We start from the raw sequence: 15258 nt of genomic DNA on the forward strand, positions 1-15258 counted from the left end.
CATTACGCAGTTTTATCCTAACTTTAAACTGTCCAACTTTTTGGGGTCAGTTCACATCGCCGAGACTTTTTCTTTTGCCTTTCTAGCAGCAAATTCAAGCGCTACTTCTTTCGGCCCCAAATGGCCATGAACACAAGCACGGAAAGTACGCACATGGCAATGATAATCCAGAACGCCAAGTCGCTACCACCACTGGCGTCTCCATTCATACCGAACGGCAGGCGAACGTTCATACCGAACAAGCTTGCGAAGAACGTCGGGAGAGAAATAGAAATGGTCACCACCGTCAGGTTCTTCATCAACGTGTTCACGTTATTGCTGATGACACTAGCACGGGCATCCATCATGGATGTCAAAATGTTTGCGTAGATTTCAGCCTGTTGGAGACTCTGGCGATTTTCAATGACGATATCATCCAGCAGTTCTCGTTCGGCTTCAGTCCAGTTCAAGCTACGGCCAATCTGCAATTTCTTGAGCAAGGTATCGTTACTATTAAGGGAACTGACGTAGTAGATCAAGCCCTTGTTCAAGCTAAACATGGAAAGCAGGTACTTGTTTTCCAGAGAAGTACGCAGTTTCTGTTCCAGTTCATCGTTGATGCGATTGATAATCTTCAGGTGTTCGTTAAAGTGATAGATGGCGTAGCTCAGCACCTTAAGTACGAAGGTGTTCAAGCTGTCTATCTTGGAGAAGCGCTTTTCATCGGTAATAGGAATGTCGGAGTCCGTCAGGAGCAGCACCCAGTCCTTGAAGATGAAGATACCGAAGGATTCTACACGGAACTGGAAATTGTCCGCCGCAGAATAGTTCTTGGGCTTCTTAAACACGATGGTGGTAAAGTCATCGTCGTATTCTATACGGGAAAGTTCGTCAGAGTCGAATGCAGACGCAATGGTATGCTCAGTGATTTCATATTCCTTAACCAGCACGCTTCGCTGTTCCTGGCTAAGAGAACCCATCATAACGATGTCTGCCACTTCTTCGTTCGGGGCACTAGCGAGGCGCCCTGATTCGATTTTGTAGTACTTCTTGAGCATAGAGCCCCCTTGATCGAACGGTGGTAAATTTAGTAAATGTCGCAAAAGAAAAAGGCCCGGGAGCAGTCCCGAGCCACTTTTCTTTACACGTTTTACCTAGTGTTTACAAAACGTAAACCTCAGTTATACACCGCCCTTGAAGCGCTTGGAGTACCAGAGCACGAAGGGAGAGCAAACGCAGACGGAAGAGTAGGTACCGATCAGAACACCGAACACCATCACGAGACCGAAGTCACGGATAGAGGAACCACCCATCACAGCAAGCACCAAGCAGACGAACAAGGTGGTGAGAGAGGTGATCACAGTACGGCTGAAGCACTGGTTGATAGAGCTATTCAAAGTCTGGTCAAAGTTGCTGGTGCCATAAACGTTGGTGTTTTCACGAACACGGTCGAACACCACGATGGTATCGTTAACAGAGTAACCAATCATGGTCAAGAGGGAAGCGATCAAAGCACCATCGAAGGAAAGGCCAAAGATGGAGATGAAGCCCAAGGTAATGATGGAGTCGTGGACGAGGCCAACCACTGCACCGATACCGAAGCCAAGGCCCAGCTTACCGAAGCGGAACCACACATAGAGACCGATGGCGAGCCATGCAAGAATGATAGCCATGATGGCATCGTTACGGAGTTCCTTACCGATGGTCGGACCAACGCTATCCTTAGCAACGATTTCAACCTTCTGGCCGGCCTTTTCGAAGGCTGCAGCCATCTTGGCTTCGAACTGAACATCGTCGGATGCACGCATGCTAATCTGGTAGGAGTTAGCAGAAGTTCCACCCAAGGAGCGAACGCGGGTACCGGAGATGCCAGCGTCAGAGAGAGCCTTGGTCAAGTCGTTTTCGTGCTTGCCGTCATCCTGGTACTGGACAGTATAAACCTGACCACCAGTGAAGTCGATGCTAAAGTCGAAGCCCTTGATTGCAATGGATGCGATACTTGCAACGATAAGAACGAGGGAGAGCAGTTTGAACTTGCCGCGGTTGGGAACGATTGCAAGGTTTGCATTATTGAGAGCCTTGAAGCCGCCACCGATAGAGAGAGTGGTTGCGTCACGCTTAGCAAGCTTGAAGTCGAATACAGCGCGGGTAACAGTAAGTGCGCAGAACAAAGAGGTGATAATACCGATCATCAAGGTAAGACCGAAACCCTTAACGGAGCCGGTACCAATCTTGTAAAGGATGAGAGCGGTAAGAACGGTAGTCAAGTTGGAGTCGAAGATGGCGCTGAATGCGCGTTCGTAACCCTTGGCCACTGCGGCACGAGCGGTAAGACCAGACTTGATTTCTTCACGGATACGTTCGTAGATAATAACGTTGGCGTCGAGAGACATACCCAGCACCAGGATGAAGCCTGCGATACCAGGGAGAGTCAGGGTAGCGCTGAAGACGGACATCACTGCTGCAGTGACCAAGGTATTGATGATCATACCGAGGCTAGCAATGAAACCGCCGAGACGGTAGTAACCCACCATGAAGACCAAGCAGAGTACGAGACCGACAGCGCCGGAACCGAAGCCCTGAACAATGTTTTCTTCACCGAGGGTAGCACCCACGTTACGGCTTTCGATGATCTTCATGGGAGCCTTCAGGGCACCGGCACGAAGCACTACAGCCAAACGATTTGCTTCAGCCATGTCATCGAGACCGGTAATCTGAGCTTCGCCATTGGGGATACGGTCGCGAATGACCGGAGCAGAGATAACCTGGTTGTCGAGAACGATAGCCATCTGCTTGCCAATGTTTGCGGCAGTTACGGCAGAGAACTTCTTAGGACCGATACCGGAGAACTTGAGGCTAACAGCGACTTCACCGGCATTGGTACCATCGGAAACACGGTACGGACGAGCGTCAGCCACATCGTCACCACCCATTTCAGCACGACGCTTCAGGAGGTAGAGACGCTTTGCCTTGATCTTGGAATCGCGCTGGATTGCTTCCAGACCGCTACCAAAGGCGAAGTTAACGTCGCGAGGAATGAGCTTCTGGACACCTTCAGCTTCAAGAAGCTTCTTGACCTTTTCCACATTTTCTTCAGCGATGAAACCACCGTTACCGAAGTTCATGTAGTAAGCGGAAAGAGCGGTACCGACTTCGCTTGCCAGTTCGGCGGCTGCAGGAGCGGTTTCCACAACGGAATCCTTAGCCGGTTCAGCGGCAGCAGTCTTACCAAGGAGTTCGTCGTCAGAAAGAGCCTTGGCGGTATCAGCAGCAGGAGCGGCAGCGGCAGTAGTGTCGGCCACAGCAGAATCGGAAGCTACGATATCGGTGGTCTGACGAGTCAGATACTGGTCGATGAGCTGCACAACCTGGAGGAACTTTTCGGATTCAGCCAGGATCTTGAATTCCAGCTTGGCGGTAGAACCAACCAGGGACTTAGCAGTGGAGTCATCCACACCTGCCAGTTCAACCAAGATACGGTCATCGCCGCTGGGGGAAATCTGCGGTTCAGAAAGACCATACTGGTCAACACGGTTACGAATGATTTCAAGGGATTCTTCCTGAATATCCTTGATGTCTTCGTTCTTGAGACCGGACTTGTCGATTTCAAGGGTAATGGAGGTACCACCAGCAAGGTCCAAACCGAAGTTGATGGACTTTGCACCCATCTTCGGATTTTCCTTGAGGAAGGTCTTCTTTTCTTCACCAGACTTGGAGTGAACCTGGATAGAGGGCCATACAGTGTAGGCCGAAAGAATAATGACGAGGAGAATGATAAATTCTCGCATGCCGAATCTGTTCTTGTTCATTTGTTATCCCTTAATATAAAGGCACTATATATCTAGTTGGGCGCAAAGATAGTAAAACACGGGGAGTGTGTTTCATCGGGAGCGTACACTTTAAGGCAAATAGAAGCCTTACCCAGTCTACGTTCAACGGAAAAACCGCCATTATGGGGAATTATGGACATTTCCCCATGCCTCAGAGCCTCGCTGGACTTTCGAAGCGCAACCAACTCACGAATCCAATCATAAATCGGGTTCTTTTGCAGCGTTTTAAGGTTTTCCCAAGGTATTGTCCGACGATTATCCGGATCCTTGCCTCCCCTAAGGCCCAATTCTTCGCCATAATAGACGCAAGGGGCGCCCGGCATAAAGAAAAGCAGCGCAAAGGCAAGCCTAATCCTCGCCTCATCGGAGCAAGGCTGGTTCATCATGCGGCTGGTATCATGACTACCCAGCAAGTTCATGGGAATATCGCCAGCAGGCAACTGTCCCTGATTACTGTAACGGAACTGCGGGAAGGCGCCCTTAAGACGGGAGCAGAATTCTTCGGTAGAAATCGGATTTTCATCAAAGAGGTAAGCCATTACCGCCTTGCGGAACATATAGTTCATGACGCCATCGAACTGGTCGCCCATAAGCCAACGGGAAGGTTCGTCCCAAATTTCTCCCACAATGTAGGCTTCCGGATTGACAGTCTTCACGCGGCGGCGGAATTCCTGCCAGAAACTGTCATCATCAATTTCATTGGGCACATCCAGGCGCCAGCCATCGATACCGCGCTTCATCCAGAATTCGCCAACGCTGAACAGGAATTCCCTCACATCCGCATTGTCCGTATTGAACTTCGGAAGGGCGGGCATCCCCCACCAGCATTCGTAATTGGGCTTTCCAGAGTAGGCACGCAAGGGCCATCCCTTCACATGGAACCAATCCACATAGGGCGAGTTCTTGCCCAGTTCCATCAGGCTGTTGAACTGAAAGAACCCGCGAGAGCAGTGATTGAACACACCGTCAAGAATCACTCGAATTCCAAGCCTGTGGGCCTTCTTGATAAAACGGTCAAAGTCCGCAAGCGTACCGAGAACGGGATCAATCTCAAAGTAGCCCACCGTGTGATAGCGGTGGTTGGAATTGCTCTTGAAAATCGGGCAAAGGTAGATGGCGTTTACACCAAGGCCAGCGATATACGTTAGTTTGTCTTCAATGCCGGCAAGGTTTCCGCCATACATGTTTTCGCGGGTCGGCTTGGCAGACCAATCCACAAACTTACCGACCGCCTCGTACCGCGGGGAACGGCAAAAACGGTCAGGAAAAATCTGGTAGAAGACCGCGTCCTTGACCCAGTCAGGCGCAAAGGATTTCATAGGCATAAAAAAAATCCGGGGGTCAAGCCCCCGGTACTGTTAAATCTTCCAGAGAGGACGACGCTTACGGGCATCCACCAGCTTACGGATGTCGGAACCGAGAGATGCGTAATCCATCAGTTCGTCTACGGAGCAAGGCATGCGGTAGCACCAGTTAGCACCGCCTACAGTACCCGGAATGTTCACGCGTTCAGCCTCGGGAGCAACCTGGGAAAGGCTTGCAGACAAGGCGAAGAAATCCTGAACAGGGGGAATGCAGAACAGGCTGTTGGTGGAGAACACATGAGTCAAGATAGTCCTTGCCACAGACGGGGTGATTTCTGCAGGTGCAGATCCCGGCAGGTGAGCGTGAGACCAGTAGAGGTCACGGTCGAAGTCAGCTTCGTTCCAAAGGCCGCGAAGGCTGGAGGTATCGTGGCAACTGGTAGTGCAAACAGAAAGCCTCGGATATTCATCCATGTCGTAATACGGAGAATAAGGAACATTCCAGTTACGGGCCCAGCGTTCAATACGCAGAGAAAGAATGTTCAGCTTGTTCAAGACGGTAGGCACGCAGTTAGGCACAGCACCCAAGTCTTCGGCACAAACCAGCATGTCGGTTTCGTTTGCGAGAACAGACAGGAGCTTGGTTGCATTCTGTTCCCAGAGACCATTCTGGGCATCTTCGTTGCGCTTGATAATTTCCTGAAGTTTCTTCTGTTCGTATTCCGGCAAGGTGTGAAGCACCGGCTGGTTGTACCAATACCAGAAGGGATAGAAGGTATTCTCGTCACCAGAAGGAATGAACACACGATTCCAATAAACCTTCAGCAAGCCATCCTTAGCGGACTGGGGCTCATCAAGAGCGACGATTGCTTTTTCGCAGCTGTATTCAGGCTTGAGGATGAAACGGTCAAATTCGTTAGGCAGATGCTCGAAGTAAAGGGCAACCAAACGTTCCGTATCATCACCAAGGAATTCGCGAAGCTGATCCACAGAGCAATTGGGACGGCGCAGATATTCCAAGGTTTCGCGACAGAAGCCTGCTTGTTGGAGTTCACCAAAAGTAATAGGCAGGCAGGGGTTGAAACGGCCCATAATGCCAGTAACTTCGCACTGGGGAATGGACCAGATACGGAAGAAGCCGAGCACGTGGTCAATGCGGTAAGCATGATAGAACTTGCTGGCTTGAGCCAGACGACGACGCCACCAGGCAAAATTATCCTGTTCAATAACATCCCAGCGATAAGTGGGGAATCCCCAGTTCTGGCCGCTGTAGCTGAACATGTCAGGAGGAGCACCGGCACGGTCATCAAGAGAGAAGAACTTACGTTCGGACCATACGTCGGCACTGTCTTCGTTAATAAGAATAGGAATATCACCCTTCAGGCGAAGACCCATCTTGGAGACTTCAGTAACCGCAGTATTGAACTGCATTTCTGCAACACACTGCATCCATGCCTGGAACAGGCAGTCCTTGGCATACTTCTTCCAAAGCTTTTCGATGTCGCTTTCAGAAGGATCGCGATGTTCGGACCAATCCTTCCAGCAGGATTCACCGTTCATGGCCTTCAGAGTACAGTAAACACAGTAGGGCTTAGCCCAGACGTTTTCGTCGATCCAGCGGCTAAGAACCTTGTTCTTCTTGAGGGTTTCGTAACGGTTGTCAAAAATCTTGCGCAATATGGAGCGTTTCCAAGTGGAGATCTTATAATAGTCGATCTTTCCCAACTTTTCGAATTCAGCCTTACCATCCTGAATTTCTTCTTCGAATTCAGAGGATCCGTTCACCGACTGGATGTTGATGAACACAGGGTTCAAGGCAAAAGCACTACGAGCGCTATAAGGACTGGATTCTGCGCCAGTATCGTTGACAGGCAACAACTGGATAATGTTCAAATCGCAGAACTGAGCCCAGCGAGCAAAGGGGATCAAGTCCAGGTATTCACCGATACCGATGCTCTGCTTGCTGTAAAGACTGAAAAGAGGAACGGCTACGCCGCTTTGAAAGAAAGATAAATCACCATATCGCATGGCGAAAAAGTAGCATAATTTGCGACATTTAGGACAACAAATGTTTTATTTGGCCGCGTATATCCCCCGTTCTCCACAGATATGAGACCTACATCACGGTCAACACCTTTATATATTTAGGCTATGAGTTACGAATGTCGAAACCTTAGAGGAACCTTTTGCGTAAAGCGAAACATAGAATGCGACCCCGGCGCCAAGGGTTGCGTGTTAAGAGGACGCTTCGTATTCCCCTTTAGCGAGTCCGCCCAGGGCAAGGGCAGCGCCCAACCCGCCAACAAAAGGCAACAACTTTTCAAGGAAAAGTAACTCAGCAAAAAAAGCCGAGACCATCAAGTCCCGGCTTTTAAATTTTTCTTTGCCGCGTATATGTAATACGTAAGGGCGTGAGTGACGATGTTATGCGCCTGCGTAAATTCGCGTCTCCAAAAATTTAATCAAGTATTACCAAGCAGAACAAGGAACGAACGCCCGTAGCGTATATGTAATACGTGAGGGCGTAAGTGACGATGTTATGCGACGGTAAGACGCAGATTAAATCATTCGAAGAATTTCTTGAGTAGTCTGCTCCGCAAAGGTATTATCTTGTACGAAACGGCGCACTTCCTGAGGATTGATGCGAGCGTATTCGGACAAGGCACGACCAATACCGTTACGGATATAATAGTCGTCATCCTTGGCGCAGGTCAGGCAGAACTGACGGAGCAAAGGCCAATCGGTGCGATCCTTGTACTGAATCTGGAAAATGATAGCACTGCGACGAACCCACACATTGGGGTCACGAATCCAAGATGCAATCTTAGTACGAAGGGCCGGCAGACGGAGAGCCAGGTCGCCAAGAATACAGGCAGCCAAGGTATCTACCGTATCGCGCCAGGCACGGGTCTTGATAAGCTTCTTGAGGAAGGACAAATGCTGACCGCCCAAAAGACCGCGATGACGGAACAAGTAGTCGCAAGCGGCATACTGGATTTCACGATAGGGCTGTGTCCACATGTCTTCGACACGGGCAACCAATTCGTCGCCATCCTTAGGGGGGTTCTTGTCAAACAAAGGATAAGTCACTTCACGGCGAGGAACCAGTCGAATTCCAAGGAAGTCGAACTGCTCTCTAGCCTTCTTAGCCATTTCATGTGCTTCCTCCTCATTGGAGATCGCACGGAGCGCAAGTAATATGTCTTGTGTAAAACGAAGCATTGTGTGCCAAAAATAACCCTAAAAGAATTTTTTTTCTAGACCTTGACAAACACTTTTTTTCATTTTTTTTGAAGGCCGACACATTTTTTACATCAAAAAAACAATTTTTACTCTTGACAAATGAGAGTTTCCCCTTATAGGAGCAGCCCTCAGCCCCACAAACCCAAACAAATTAATAAGAAAGTTTGATAAAAAAAGAAATAGGAGGGAGCCTGGGGCCGCGCTCATATATCACAACGGCGGGGTGGGAGTCTGGGGGCGGGGCGGCAGCCCCGCATCCAGAAACAAAAAGACCTCTCAAACGAGAGGTCTTTTTGTTTTACTTTTTAGAGGCAACGATCAGACTCGAACTGATGAATAAGAGTTTTGCAGACTCGCCCCTTACCAACTTGGGTACGTCGCCAAAAGTGAGACACAATATAGGTAAACATCCTCATTATTTCAAGGGGATTTCCTTCAAAAAACGATATTTTTTATTTTTTCATCGTCATGTCCAGCAATTTAAAGACAAGGTTCCTAGCCAAACTGGCCGCATGGTGGATGCGCAGCCTGCGAATACGGGTCACGTTCCCCCAGGATTTCCGACCAGGCATTCTTGGCCTATGGCATCAGGACCTCCTTGCCAGTGTCGCCACGTTCAAGAACCAAGGCGTACACATCCTGGTTTCGGAATCCGGCGATGGCGAATTTCTGACCATTGCCGCCCAGGACCTAGGCTACAAGGTCTCCCGAGGCTCCGACACCCACGGCGCCACCAACGTAAGACACCTGCTAACCTCCCTAAAGCAAGATGTTTTTGCGGGAATGGCGCTAGACGGCCCTAAGGGGCCCGCCCGACAGGTAAAGCCTGGTTCCATCTGGCTATCCAAGTCCAGCGACCGCCCCCTTTGGCATATACAGCCCAAGTACGGCGCCCACATAAGGCTTAAAACCTGGGATAACTTTATCATCCCGTTGCCACTGTCATCTATTGACGTTCAAATTAATTATCTTTGCACCGAAAATACAACGCTACCAAAGTGATGTAACTTATAAAAAGGAAAATCACCGTGATCTTATTACCTCCGAAATTTGTGGCCTTCGACCTTGAAACTACAGGCCTCAACAACCAGAAAGACGAAATCATTGAAATCGGTGCAGTCAAGTTCACCGTCGAAGTAAAGGCCGGCAAGGTCGTCCCCAAGCTGGAGAAGGAATTCCAGACCTTCGTCAAGCCCAACATGATGATTCCCGCCGAAGCATCCAGCGTAAACCACATTTACGACAAGGACGTTCAAGACGCTCCGGCCGTCGGCGACGCCATCAAGGCATTCACCGCCTTCTGCGGACAGTCCTCCATCCTGATTGCGCACAACGCAAACTTTGACGCCAGCTTTTTACGCGTCGCCTACCAGAAGAATCCGCAAATCATCCCCGGCAACCCGGTTGTCGACAGCCTTGCCATCGCCAAGGCCATCCTTCCCGAGGCAAGTTCCCACAAGTTGGGTATTCTCGCCAAGATGTTTGAACGCCGTGGCGAAATCGGCATGAAGATCGAGTCCGACAAGGCTCACCGCGCCGTCTACGACTGCGAAATGCTGATGGAAGTCTTTGTCGCCCTGCTCCGCCGCCGCTTCAAGGAAAAGGACTGGGAAATGGCAGAAATCATGAAGAACATGGAAAAGTACAAGGGTACCGCCCAGTTCTTGAACAAGTAACGAATCGCTACATTCATGTTTTCATAAAAAAAGCCCGAGTTCATCGGGCTTTTTCACATTATTGACAGGGTTGCAAGCCACTAGTTCAACCGACGCAATCCCAGAAAATACGCGGGCTACGACAGAATCACCGCTAAGCGTAAGAAAACCTATCAACAAAATGTAAACAATCGTTTAAATACAGAAAAGACCACCTAGCGGAGGTTAATTCCGTTAGGCGGACTTTTTAAAGTCTAAACTCTACAAGATAGAATTAGATGCCGAGTTCGCGAGCAACAGCCTGGATACCGCGCTTATTGATGGTGCGGAGACCAGCGTTGGAGATGCGAAGGGTGACCCAGCGGTCTTCTTCGGGGATGTAGAAGCGCTTCTTCTGAAGGTTCGGCAGCTGCTTCATCAACTTCTTGCGGTTAGAGTGGGAAACCATGTTGCCCACGAGACCGGCTTTGCCGGTAACTTCACAAATGCGGCTCATAATAAAACTCCGTTGTTTATAACGAGAACCAATTTTAGAAAAACTTTAGGTTTTCGTCAAGGTGAAAAAGTTAATCTTGTAGGGCCTTTGGCAGGTTAAACTTGGTAGATTCCACCAATTTTACGAAATTTTCGATTTCTACGCCCTCAAATTTCGATTTTATCCAGTCCACAACCTCCTGAACCAGCACCTCAGGAGCGCTCGCGCCACTGGAAATACCCACCACATTGTGGCCATTAAACCATTCCGGCTCAAGGTCTTCCACCGAACCAATCAAGTGGCTGGGGATACCCTGTTCCAGACCCAATTCCATAAGACGGCTGGAATTGGAAGAATTCTTGGCGCCAACAACCAGAAGGACGTCCACCATGGAGCAAAGATCCAGCACTGCGGCCTGGCGGTTGCCAGTCGCATAGCACAGGTCTCCTGCATCGGGCCCGATGATGTCCGGGAATCTGGCCTTGAGAGCTTTGATAATTTCGCGGGTTTCTGCAACAGACAGCGTCGTCTGGGTGATGTAGGCCAGTTCCTTATCTGCGGGAACCTGCACAGAAGCAACGTCAGACTCGTTGCGAACCAAAGAGATGGCGCCCTCGGGAAGCTGCCCCAGGGTACCGATCACTTCGGCGTGACCGGCATGGCCAATCATGATGATATGACGGCCCGCATTATAGTGACGCTTAGCGCTGTAGTGAACCTTGAGAACCAGCGGGCAGCTGGCGTCCAGCACCTGGAGACCGCGCTTTTCTGCATCTGCATAGACGGCCTCCGCCGCACCATGAGCCGAGAAAATCACAACGGATCCGGCGGGGACTTCGTCCAGTTCGTCCACAAAGACAACGCCCTTGCTTCTCAGGGTGTCAACGACGAACTTGTTATGGACGATTTCGTGACGGACGTAAATAGGCGTCCCGAATTTTTCAATGGCCTTTTCCACCACGTGGATCGCACGATCCACTCCGGCGCAAAAGCCGCGGGGGGTTGCAAGAATTACTTTCTTCATTTTAGCAAGTCCTCCAGGAACACCAGCAACTGCTGGTAGGAATTCAAAATCTTCGTCTTTTCGGAATCCAGGCATTCCCGAATCCGATCTTCGGCTGGTAAATCTAGATTTTCAAAATCACTTGCGGATTGAACCTGGGCCACAACACCCTTGCATACCAGCTCATTTACGGCATCTTCATGCCCATTGGCATAAGGGCCCACGCAAGTCGGGACCAGGGCTCGCAAAGGCTCCCAGAAATCATGAATTCCGGGACGGGCGCAGAAGGAGCCCCCGACAACCGCCAGGGAGCTTCTTTCCAAGACCTGGGAAGTCAAGCCGAACTGATTTATCAAGGCCACCGCACCGGGACGAACCTCAGGCCAGTCCAGCACCTTGGCATTTATGGATTTTAGCTCATGACGGAAAAGTTCCACTTCCTCAAGCCGACGAGGCATAAGCACCACAGAACGTTCCCGCAGTTTGCAGTAGCGGAGAATGTCAATCAAGGACTCCCACTCCTCGAAATGAACCGACAGGAACGCCACATCCACATCATTCTTTGCAGGCGAGCCAGAGGCGGTATCATCCGAGCCCTCCTTCGCCCAAGGCAAGAGCTTCCAGTCGCCGCCCACCACAGGAGCAAAGCTCTTTCGATCAACCATATCCATTAGGCGTTCGCGGTCTCCACCAGTCTGCATGCAGGCAAAACCAACGGATGCAAAATCCATCCCCGGAAGGGACCTGCGATAGCGACCCGAAACGAGGGCTACCGACGGTCGAACCGCCGTGCGGGACATAATGGAAAGATACCCCGGCCAAAGTTCATTTTCTGCAAGAATCAGCGCGACGGGCCGAACATTCCGCATAAAGTTGGACATGGCCGCAGGCACATCCGCTGGGGCAAGAGCCACTTCCACAAGGCCCTTTCCTGCATCTTCTAGGTAAGGAAGTACCTCCACCTTTTGTGTTGTCAGCAGGATTCTTGGACAGTTCTTCAGGTCCTGTTTCAAGAAACGGGCCAAATTCAGTAGCATCTTGCATTCGCCAAGACTTGCACCATGCAGCCAAAGATGGGGCCCCTGGTTAGACTCAAGGACCCAAGGGCCATTCAACCGATCGGTCACATGGAACTTGCGATCCAGAGGTTTTAATCTGGTCGACGCCTTAGCGGCCGTACCCGCAAGCCGGCCTGCCATGTTAAAAACGACGGGCGCGACACGGGATGTTTTCAGCCGAACAATCAATTTATCCTTTAACTCAGATAGCATCGTTACACCAGCTTTCGAAGGACGATAATGAAAATACAGAAGAGAAGCCAAAGCCAGGTGCTGGCGTCGGCCTTGAAGGCCGCCTCGAAGGAACGAGGCCTAAATTCCACGGAGGCAGAACTTTCTTTTTTCGCCCCTGGAGATTGGGACAGACGCGGGAAAAAAGCGGGAGTCTTCTTTGCCCACTTGCGCCAAACATCACCAAAACGTTGTTCTAGATAACGGTCTTCCATCCTGGACAGAAGGATTTCGAATACGACAAGAACCAGCACAGGCAAGGCGGCGACAGGCGTAAAGCCAAGATGCAATAGCATTAAGGAATAGGCGACGCCCGTATTGGAAACGTAAAGAGGATGGCGGATTCTGGAGTACACGCCGTCCATGACTAGGCGGTCAGCATCGTGAGCGTAGCCCCGGGTGTGTTCCCCGATGGAGCGACGGGCCTGAACTCGCAAGACAACGGAAGACAAAAAAACAGCAGCCGGAATCAACACTCCGAAGAAAATGTCGTCGTTAAAGAGGGCGCCTGGATGTTCCAAAATGCGGGATGCGTTCGTCCGAGGCAGCGGCGCAGCAGGCATAGCAAGGACAGCAATCCCAAGGGCAGCAAGAATCCAACCGCGGTAGGCGTAGAGTTTACTCAAAATGAACCTCATTGAATCGGGCTGTCAGGCCTGGCGAAAGGACGTCGTGACTAACGACAACAACCCACTTGCCCAGCTGTTCGGCTCCATCAAGGAACGCAGCAAGAAGCGGTTCACGGTCAGCAAGAGCAATGGACGCGAAAGGCTCATCCAGAAGAATTATTTTGGACGATGAGGCTAAGGACCAGAGCAACGCCACACGGGAGCGTTCACCGCCAGAAAGCCCCGACTTGTCCAAGAGCGGAAGGACATTGGCAAACTGGGCGAAGGATTGCACCGGCTTATTTTCTGCGGAACCGGCGGCTGTCGCCAAAAATTTTTTCAACATCCGCCTGGGAGGAAGTTCCAAATCCTGCGCCACAAAGAAAACATCACGGAACACAGCGCCCTCGGATCCATCCCAAAGTTCCAGGCCAGCAAGCAACCGAAGAAGCGTTGACTTGCCTACCCCATTCCGGCCGCGAACAAGCACCGGTTTTTCACGGTTCCAGGCTATGTTCAAATTTTCAAAAACAGGATGGTCGGAACCGTCATATCGGAACGAACCTTTTGACACCAGTTCAAAACAAGGATTCGTCGCAGGATCCGATTTGCTTGCCGAACTTTCCCCCGAAACACGGGTTTCAAGTTTTTCAAAATCCTCAAGAACATGAATAGCGCTGACCGCAGACCTAAACTGAGGCATAACACGGGCGCATTCCTTCACAGGCTTATAACTAAGTAGAACTGCAGAACAAAACAGGACAAGCCCCGAGCCGTCCATCCATCCCTTCGAAATCAGAATGGAGCAGAAGGCAAGAACCAAAACCATGGCCACCACGGATACGGATTCTGTCACAAGGGAAAGACTGTTTTTCTTAACGGAGTTGCTCGCCCCATGATCACGAAGGTGCCGTACCTGCGTCAGCAATTCCTGGGACATCTGGGAACGTTCATCCTTAGAGCTCCACTGGCGGAACAAACGACGGGCAAGAAGCAAATCTCCTCGGAATTCAGAGCGGTCACGCAGCAGGGATTCTTCTACAGGGCCCAGCTTGTGCAACTTTCGTTGCAGCACGGCAACCACAGGAACAACAATAACGAAAAGAAAAACCGTCAACTGCCACGATATGTACAGAAGGACCGGCAAAAACACAGCCAGTTGCAACACTGCCTGGACAGCCTGAAATAGGACCGAACCGTTATTTTGCAAAACCAGGACGGATTCGTAGGCAGACTCTACCTGACGCTCCCCCGACCTTGTATGAAAGTTCCTGGGATGTAGCAGCCGAAGGCGATGCAGAAACCAAGCCATGACTCGAGATCCTGCCGTAAAGACCCAACCTTCAGACACGCGAATCTTTGCAGAAAGAAAACAAAGACGCAGGGCGGTAAGCGCAAGCATAAGAACAACCCAGGTCCACAAGGGGAAATTTTCCTGGCCGGACAGAATTCCCATGAACTGACGAATTCCCCAAAGTACGGCAGCGTCTGCCCCGCTAGCCAACAAAGCTAGGGGCAAAAAACGCAAAATTCCGCCTAAAAGGGATTTTTTCAGCCATTTACACAGGAACATCAGGGCAAATGTAATTTTTTTTGATTCAGCCCCCTTTACAGAAATCAATTCCTTACCTATATTTGGCCTACCTAAACGCCTCCATCGTCTAGTGGCCCAGGACTCGGGATTTTCATTCCCGCAACAGCGGTTCGAAACCGCTTGGAGGTATTAAGTAACTTAGAGTTGGTCGTTTGCAGTCTCGTCTGGGCGATGAAACGAGATCAAAGCTAGGTTTAAAACATACGCCTCCATCGTCTAGTGGCCCAGGACTCGGGATTTTCATTCCCGCAACAGCGGTTCGAAACCGCTTGGAGGTA

Annotated in this window: 12 protein-coding genes and 3 tRNA genes; 4 read left to right on the top strand and 11 right to left on the bottom strand. The window is 50.5% G+C overall.

All coding sequences use genetic code 11. From position 1 onward, the window contains the following. Positions 1-101: 101 nt before the first annotated feature. The 6 genes from MJZ26_00005 to MJZ26_00030 form a co-directional block, all read right to left on the bottom strand. Positions 102-1037 (bottom strand): magnesium transporter CorA family protein, encoded by a 936-nt coding sequence (locus tag MJZ26_00005; GenBank protein ID MCQ2104152.1) that lies wholly within the window; start codon positions 1035-1037, stop codon positions 102-104. 123 nt (positions 1038-1160) lie between these two features. Further along, positions 1161-3788, bottom strand: a complete 2628-nt coding sequence (gene secD, locus MJZ26_00010) for a protein translocase subunit SecD (protein ID MCQ2104153.1) — start codon at positions 3786-3788, stop codon at positions 1161-1163. Positions 3789-3820: 32 nt separating this feature from the next. After that, the gene (locus tag MJZ26_00015; protein ID MCQ2104154.1) at positions 3821-5134 is read right to left on the bottom strand and encodes a glycoside hydrolase family 13 protein; all 1314 of its coding nucleotides are present in this window, start codon (positions 5132-5134) and stop codon (positions 3821-3823) included. Positions 5135-5167: 33 nt separating this feature from the next. After that, positions 5168-7141, bottom strand: coding sequence for a 4-alpha-glucanotransferase (locus MJZ26_00020; protein ID MCQ2104155.1), 1974 nt, complete (start codon positions 7139-7141; stop codon positions 5168-5170). A 531-nt stretch (positions 7142-7672) separates the two neighbouring features. Further along, positions 7673-8266 (bottom strand): DNA alkylation repair protein, encoded by a 594-nt coding sequence (locus MJZ26_00025; protein MCQ2104156.1) that lies wholly within the window; start codon positions 8264-8266, stop codon positions 7673-7675. A gap of 399 nt (positions 8267-8665) precedes the next feature. After that, positions 8666-8738: transfer RNA gene (locus MJZ26_00030), tRNA-Cys, on the bottom strand. An 86-nt stretch (positions 8739-8824) separates the two neighbouring features. Between MJZ26_00030 and MJZ26_00035 the strand changes: the two genes are divergently transcribed. Continuing rightward, positions 8825-9358: a DUF374 domain-containing protein gene (locus MJZ26_00035; protein ID MCQ2104157.1), complete on the top strand. Its 534-nt coding sequence runs from the start codon at positions 8825-8827 to the stop codon at positions 9356-9358. 26 nt (positions 9359-9384) lie between these two features. Further along, positions 9385-10032 (top strand): 3'-5' exonuclease, encoded by a 648-nt coding sequence (locus tag MJZ26_00040; protein MCQ2104158.1) that lies wholly within the window; start codon positions 9385-9387, stop codon positions 10030-10032. A 253-nt stretch (positions 10033-10285) separates the two neighbouring features. Here MJZ26_00040 and rpmB read toward each other — a convergent pair whose 3' ends face one another. The 5 genes from rpmB to MJZ26_00065 all read right to left on the bottom strand — a co-directional run bounded on the left by rpmB (position 10286) and on the right by MJZ26_00065 (position 14914). Beyond that, on the bottom strand, positions 10286-10507 hold the full coding sequence (rpmB, locus tag MJZ26_00045; protein ID MCQ2104159.1) for a 50S ribosomal protein L28: 222 nt from the start codon (positions 10505-10507) through the stop codon (positions 10286-10288). A gap of 70 nt (positions 10508-10577) precedes the next feature. Then, entirely contained in the window at positions 10578-11510 is a 933-nt protein-coding gene (gene ispH, locus MJZ26_00050) for a 4-hydroxy-3-methylbut-2-enyl diphosphate reductase (protein MCQ2104160.1), read from the bottom strand. Next, a complete protein-coding gene (locus MJZ26_00055) occupies positions 11507-12688 on the bottom strand; it encodes a 3-deoxy-D-manno-octulosonic acid transferase (GenBank protein ID MCQ2104161.1) in 1182 nt (393 codons plus the stop codon). The genes ispH and MJZ26_00055 overlap by 4 nt, the downstream gene beginning before the upstream one ends. A 74-nt stretch (positions 12689-12762) precedes the next feature. Continuing rightward, on the bottom strand, positions 12763-13404 hold the full coding sequence (locus tag MJZ26_00060) for an ABC transporter permease (protein MCQ2104162.1): 642 nt from the start codon (positions 13402-13404) through the stop codon (positions 12763-12765). Continuing rightward, positions 13397-14914, bottom strand: a complete 1518-nt coding sequence (locus MJZ26_00065) for an ATP-binding cassette domain-containing protein (GenBank protein MCQ2104163.1) — start codon at positions 14912-14914, stop codon at positions 13397-13399. Before MJZ26_00065 ends, MJZ26_00060 begins: the two co-directional genes overlap by 8 nt. Before the next feature lie 122 nt (positions 14915-15036). Here MJZ26_00065 and MJZ26_00070 point away from each other — a divergent pair. Both MJZ26_00070 and MJZ26_00075 read left to right on the top strand, forming a co-directional pair. Beyond that, positions 15037-15109, top strand: a tRNA-Glu gene (locus MJZ26_00070). A gap of 76 nt (positions 15110-15185) precedes the next feature. Next, positions 15186-15258: transfer RNA gene (locus MJZ26_00075), tRNA-Glu, on the top strand.

Origin of the sequence: Fibrobacter sp. (assembly GCA_024398965.1) — a bacterium.
Lineage (GTDB): Bacteria > Fibrobacterota > Fibrobacteria > Fibrobacterales > Fibrobacteraceae > Fibrobacter.

Coding starts and splice junctions, on each gene's coding strand:
- MJZ26_00025 (MCQ2104156.1), bottom strand. CDS start 8,266: ATGGCTAAGAAGGCTAGAGAGCAGTTCGACTTCCTTGGAATTCGACTG.
- secD (MCQ2104153.1), bottom strand. CDS start 3,788: ATGAACAAGAACAGATTCGGCATGCGAGAATTTATCATTCTCCTCGTC.
- MJZ26_00015 (MCQ2104154.1), bottom strand. CDS start 5,134: ATGCCTATGAAATCCTTTGCGCCTGACTGGGTCAAGGACGCGGTCTTC.
- rpmB (MCQ2104159.1), bottom strand. CDS start 10,507: ATGAGCCGCATTTGTGAAGTTACCGGCAAAGCCGGTCTCGTGGGCAAC.
- MJZ26_00055 (MCQ2104161.1), bottom strand. CDS start 12,688: ATGGCAGGCCGGCTTGCGGGTACGGCCGCTAAGGCGTCGACCAGATTA.
- MJZ26_00020 (MCQ2104155.1), bottom strand. CDS start 7,141: ATGCGATATGGTGATTTATCTTTCTTTCAAAGCGGCGTAGCCGTTCCT.
- ispH (MCQ2104160.1), bottom strand. CDS start 11,510: ATGAAGAAAGTAATTCTTGCAACCCCCCGCGGCTTTTGCGCCGGAGTG.
- MJZ26_00005 (MCQ2104152.1), bottom strand. CDS start 1,037: ATGCTCAAGAAGTACTACAAAATCGAATCAGGGCGCCTCGCTAGTGCC.
- MJZ26_00035 (MCQ2104157.1), top strand. CDS start 8,825: ATGTCCAGCAATTTAAAGACAAGGTTCCTAGCCAAACTGGCCGCATGG.